Source organism: Caballeronia sp. (genome assembly GCF_049581465.1).
GTDB lineage: Bacteria > Pseudomonadota > Gammaproteobacteria > Burkholderiales > Burkholderiaceae > Caballeronia.
The window spans coordinates 1-5457 of record NZ_JBAUSA010001003.1 but is presented as its reverse complement, the minus strand read 5'-3'; the positions used below and the strand labels follow the sequence as shown (position 1 = coordinate 5457).

Here is a 5457-nt window from a genome sequence, read left to right as displayed (position 1 = left end):
CAGCGGATCCGGTGCTGCTCTTCCGCTATTCGGCGCTTACCTTCAACGGCCACCGCATTCACTACGACGAGCCGTACGCCACGCGGGAAGAAGGGTATCCGGCGCTCGTCGTGCACGGGCCGCTGATTGCCACGCTGCTTGTCGATCTCGTGCGCCGCGAGCAGCCCGCCGCAAAGCTGCGCGGCTTTGCATACACCGCACTGCATCCGACTTTCGCGGGCAATCCGTTCACGCTCTGCGGCAAGCCGTCGGACGACGGCAACGAGGTCGAACTGTGGGCCCGTGATTACAACGGTTACCTCACGATGCGTGCCGCCGCGACGCTTGCCTGACCTTGCATCGCTTGCTCTTTCATCGTTATGCAAACTATCCAGCCAGACTCATATCAGGACATCGGCGAAGCCGTTCGCGACCTGTGCCAGCAATTTTCCGGTGAGTACTTTCGCAAGATCGACGAGACGCGCGGTGGTCAACCATGAGACCAACGAACTGTTCTTCGATGACGAACGCCTGCCTGCAATTTCACGGCGATTTCGGCTTTGCGTGCGAATACGAGGTGGAGCGCAAGTTCCGCGAGACGCGTCTCTATCAGGTCGCGAAAACTCGACGAACCTGATCTTGTCGTACGTAGCCGAGCATGTTCCCGGCTTGCCGCGGTCGTTCTGATACCGGGGACAAATAGGCGACTACTGGACGCTCGACGGTATCAAGGTCATCACGCTCGAGCACGAGTAAAGCCTGGCAGTATCAGCGCATCCGGACTCGCTGCGAGATGAATGGCCTGCTGTACGGCAGCGTTGAACTGGGACGGCGTGGTCCAGAGACGGACCCGGGTTCGAAAGAAGTCGGCCCATTGGAATTCCGCAAACGGTGCGGCCGTCTTGGTATAGCCGCCCGCATTGCGAACGAAAGCGGCGAGGCTGCGGTACGGATCGTCGATAAGCCCTGAGACTTGCTTGGGGATCGCCGCAACGCCGTGCAAGACGCCGTGTTCATCGTACGGATGCACCCATTGCCTCGCTGCCATTTCAATCCAGAACGCATCTCCTTTGAGCTTCGACAGATCCGCCACGACTTCAACATACGCTTGCTCGATCTCGGCGTCGGAAAGCGCTCGGGCGAGGTGATGATGGTCAATGGCGTAGTGGGCGTCATCGCGGCCAACCACGACCGGAATGGGTGCGGCCTTTAGGGCACGCTTAAGGTCGTCCGCCGATAGCGCCGCGAAGTGTTTTCGCTTTTCTTCGACTTCAAGCATCCCTGCGGTGACTTGAGTCGGATGAATCTGCTGTAATTCGAGCCTGATAAGCGCTGGCATGTTCTCTGTTCCGATCGTCGACTAACGCCACAAAGGGTACTTGAGGAAAGAGTATGAATCTAGTTGCGGTCGTCACCGTCGCGCGAGTCATGGCTGAAGCCTGCGACAATATCGTTAGACCCTTCAATCGGAATCGAGTAGCCTGTGTGCCACTCCATCTAAGCCACTCTATTTATTTAACAGGGCGAAAGCTAAATGTCAGCAACTGCAGAGCCTTTGACTAAGACCGTACAGGGGCCGTCCACACTGGTACTTGGGGCCATCGGGGTCGTCTTCGGCGATATCGGGACAAGTCCGCTCTATACGTTACGTGAGTGTTTGAAGGCCGCCGGCGGGGTTACCGTGCCTAATGTGTTCGGCATCGTGTCGCTGATTCTCTGGTCGATCCTTGTTGTCGTCACTTTGAAATATGTGACCTTCGTGATGCGTGCCGGCAACGACGGCGAAGGCGGCATTCTCGCGTTGACGGCACTTGCGTCGGGCGTTGCTACTCGCCGCTTGCGCCATGTGCTGCTGACGCTGGGCGTATTCGGCGCTGCAATGTTTTACGGCGATTCCATGATTACGCCAGCAATCTCGGTCATTTCGGCCGTGGAAGGTGTAACGCTCGTCGACGCCAACCTGACGCCCTGGATCGTCCCTATTTCGCTTGTGATTTTGACGGGGCTGTTTGCGATTCAAAAGCATGGCACCGCAACGGTGGGTAAAGTATTTGGACCGGTCATGGTGATCTGGTTTCTTACTTTGGCCGCCCTTGGCGTGCTTCACATTGCCGAACGTCCTGGAATCCTTGAAGCCGCGTCGCCGCTCTTTGCTGCGAGCTTTGTCACCCATAACCCGGGCACGGCATTCGTCGTACTCGGCTCGGTCTTCTTGGCCTTGACCGGTGGTGAGGCGCTGTACGCCGACATGGGACACTTCGGCAAAAAGCCAATTCGAGTGGCGTGGATATTCCTTGTCTGGCCGAGTCTTGCGATGAACTACTTCGGCCAGGCGGCGCTTGTGCTGACGAACCCGAAGACCGTTCAACAACCGTTCTTCGAGTCGGCGCCGAGCTGGGCGCTCGTGCCGCTGGTTATCTTGGCGACAGCGGCCACGATCATCGCGTCCCAGGCAGTGATTTCTGGCGCATTTTCCATGACCAAGCAGGCCGTGCAACTCGGGTTCCTGCCGCGCATTCCTATCGTCCATACATCGACGCATGAAATGGGACAGGTGTATGTCCCGTTTATCAATCTCTCGCTGTTTGCAGCGGTTGTCTTCCTCGTGGTCTTCTTCAAATCCTCGGACAACCTGGCCGCCGCATACGGGATCGCTGTAGCGTCAACCATGCTGCTGACTACCATGCTGATGTACTTCATCACTCATGACCTGTGGCACTGGAAGCCGCTCAAAATCGCGTTGGTGATTGGTCCCCTTGCCGTCGTCGATGCAGTGTTCGTAGCCAGTAACGTCAGCAAGGTGCTCGAAGGCGGCTGGTTCCCGTTGCTTGCAGGCGGCGCTCTATTTACGGTCATGACAACTTGGCATCGTGGACGCGAAGCGCTTATCGACCGCATGAAGGCCGAAAATATTCCGCTTAAGGAAATCATTTACTCGCTGTGCAGAAGCAGCCATCCGCCTGCTCGCGTGGAAGGTACGGCGGTGTTTCCGGGTGGCGTCGCGGGCATGACGCCGACCGCCTTCATGCATAACCTGAAGCACAACCGGGTGCTTCATCAGACCAATATCTTTCTTGCGGGAACGACGGATAACGTCCCGCATGTGAAGGAGGCGGACAGGGCGGTTGTGGAGGACTTGGGCGACGAATGCTATGCCGTCACGGTTCGCCATGGATTTATGGAGATTCCCGACGTGCCCGCGCTGCTGAAGGTCATCGAGAAGCAAATTCCGGGTTGGACCTACGACGCGGCCGACACGTCTTTCTTCCTGGCTCGCGACACCATTCGTGCGACAGGCGAGAGCAAGACCATGGCGCTTTGGCGTGACAAGCTATTCGCGTTTCTCGGGCGCAACGCGGCGCAGGCCGCCGAGTATTACAGCTTGCCGCCGAATCGCGTGGTCGAGATGGGCGGGCAGATCAACATTTAGGTTAAAGGGGGGAGCCTGAACCCCGCCACCCCCAAGAAACCTAATGCGTATGGCGGTGATGAATATCTGGAAAATGCGCGTGCGAGTGCGTTATCGGCAAGTGAACATGCGCATGGGTATGCGGCTTGTCGCCGCTGTAAGCAAAGCTGTGCTCATGCTGATGGTGCTCGTCGTGACGATGCCGATGATTGTGCGCAAGCGGACGATGCGTATGCGGATGCTCATGGCGCTCGCGAATGTGCAGCCAGACACCTAGCGCCATTAGCACAGACGCGAGCCAGAAGAAAACGGACGGTGCGTCGGGCCAGATCATGAGTGAAAGCGCGACGCCGAACAACGGCGCAACCGAGAAGTAAGCACCGGTGCGCGCAGTGCCCAGGTTGCGCAACGCCACGACGAACAGTACAAGGCTCACGCCGTAGCCCGCAAACCCGGTGGCCATGGCGGCGGCCACCGTCGCCGCCGATGGCAAATGTGCCCCCAAGATCAACGCAATCGTCAAGTTCACCGACCCCGCGACCAGCCCTTTCAAGCACGCAATAACCATGGCGTCGTTGGTGGATATCTTGCGGGTCAGGTTGTTGTCGATAGCCCAGCACAGACAGGCACACACGATCAACAACGCACCAATAGGCGCAGAGGTCACACCCGGGTGCCACGACAGCAGGACGCCCCCCGCAACAATCGCCATCATCCCGAGAAACACCTGCAGGTCAACGTTCTCGCGGAACACGACCCACGCGATGGCGGCCGTGAGCACACCTTCGAGATTCAATAAAAGCGAACTTGTCGCGGCGGGCGTGCTACTTAGTCCGAACATCAGGAACGCGGGTCCGGCAATCCCTCCAGCGGCAATTGCAGCGAGCAGCCACGGCACTTCTGCTGCCTGAATACGGCTCTCGTGCGTGCGTTCGCTCTTTGTGCGACGGGTGCGCTGGACGAGGATGGCACAGCCAAGGCCAATGCCGCTGCCCAGATAGAACAGCCCCGCGACCAGGAACGGCGAAAGCGAGCCAAGCAATGTCTTGGCCAGCGGCGTGGCGGCGCCAAACAGGGCGGCCGCCAATAGTGCGGTCCCTACCGCACTGAATCGAGTGTTCATGGAAGTGTGGGCGGTGAGCGGCTGAATTGAATGAAACGGATCGACCTGAAAACCCGCGAGCCATGCTTGGCGACAGGTCGGGAAGTCCCGTTCGGAAGCATGGCAGATTGCTGCGGTGACGAGGACAGGCATTTCAAATGTGGACGAAGTCGCGCGTGGCGATGCCGGCCAGATTTTCTTGCCGCACGGCCCTTTCGGGCTCCGAGCGCGTGGCGAATTTTACTGCATGTTCGCATGCGGCGATTACGCATCGCTCAAGCGCCGCAGCCATGCGGAAATAGGCGAAGACCACCGGCGCTCGCCCACGCCTTTCGCTTTCGCCGCGCCACGACTCATTGTTTTTGCGTCGATGCCGTGCGTAAGGTGTCACTAAGTATCCGCCGCCTGCTTGGCCGTGGCCCTTACTCTTGCTCTTGATGCATGCGGTTACGCACGGTCATGCATTCTTCGCTGTACGTTTCGAGGGCTTTGGATCAGCGGGAAAGATGTCGCTGAAGCCTCCGCGTAATGCGCATGTTGCGTCCATCGCTGCCGCTACATTTGGCGAAAGCAGAGCGGCGAGTTCATCGGTGTGCCGGTAGTGCTTCATGGATTGCGTGAGTGCGCACTCGCCGGGCACGGCCGGATGGCAATAGATTTCGGTTACGCCATTGGGCAAGCGGGTAAGTGCGTTGATGAAGGCTGCTTCGTCCATCCTTCCGCTAGAAGCGATGCCCGTCACGTGATCGTTGTGGGCGATGCCATGGTTGTCGAGCCGCGCCTTGACCAGTGCGATCCAGGGGCGCAGCGCGAGCGGCGCGGGCGTTTCCTGGGGAAGGCGTATTGCTCGCATGCCGAAGTCTCGACCGATTTCGAGTATGAGCGACAACACTGTTGGATGAAGATGGAAGTGCTTGTGTGTGTTGACGTGATCGAGAGGTAGCCCGGTCGCGGCGAACGCTTCGAA

The 5457-nt window shown here is 58.7% G+C and carries 4 protein-coding genes and 2 pseudogenes; 3 read left to right on the top strand and 3 right to left on the bottom strand.

Annotation, left to right across the window (positions count from 1 at the left end; genetic code table 11):
* A pseudogene (locus WCA53_RS24595) lies at window positions 1–332 on the top strand (acyl-CoA dehydrogenase); the annotation flags it as partial.
* 173 nt (window positions 333–505) lie between these two features.
* Window positions 506–666, top strand: a pseudogene (locus tag WCA53_RS24590) (acyl-CoA dehydrogenase family protein); the annotation flags it as partial.
* Between the two features lie 49 nt (window positions 667–715).
* Here the strand turns inward: WCA53_RS24590 and WCA53_RS24585 are convergent.
* The gene (locus WCA53_RS24585; protein ID WP_423916580.1) at window positions 716–1318 is read right to left on the bottom strand and encodes a ParB-like protein; all 603 of its coding nucleotides are present in this window, start codon (window positions 1316–1318) and stop codon (window positions 716–718) included.
* 216 nt (window positions 1319–1534) lie between these two features.
* Here WCA53_RS24585 and WCA53_RS24580 point away from each other — a divergent pair, with 216 nt between their 5' ends.
* Window positions 1535–3409: a potassium transporter Kup gene (locus WCA53_RS24580; protein WP_423916577.1), complete on the top strand. Its 1875-nt coding sequence runs from the start codon at window positions 1535–1537 to the stop codon at window positions 3407–3409.
* A 40-nt stretch (window positions 3410–3449) separates the two neighbouring features.
* On the opposite strand, the gene WCA53_RS24575 is transcribed toward WCA53_RS24580, so the two are convergent.
* Together WCA53_RS24575 and WCA53_RS24570 are read right to left on the bottom strand one after the other, a co-directional pair.
* The gene (locus WCA53_RS24575; protein WP_423916575.1) at window positions 3450–4511 is read right to left on the bottom strand and encodes an EamA family transporter; all 1062 of its coding nucleotides are present in this window, start codon (window positions 4509–4511) and stop codon (window positions 3450–3452) included.
* A gap of 436 nt (window positions 4512–4947) precedes the next feature.
* On the bottom strand, window positions 4948–5457 hold a 510-nt coding region (locus WCA53_RS24570), incomplete at its 5' end, for a ChbG/HpnK family deacetylase (RefSeq protein WP_423916573.1).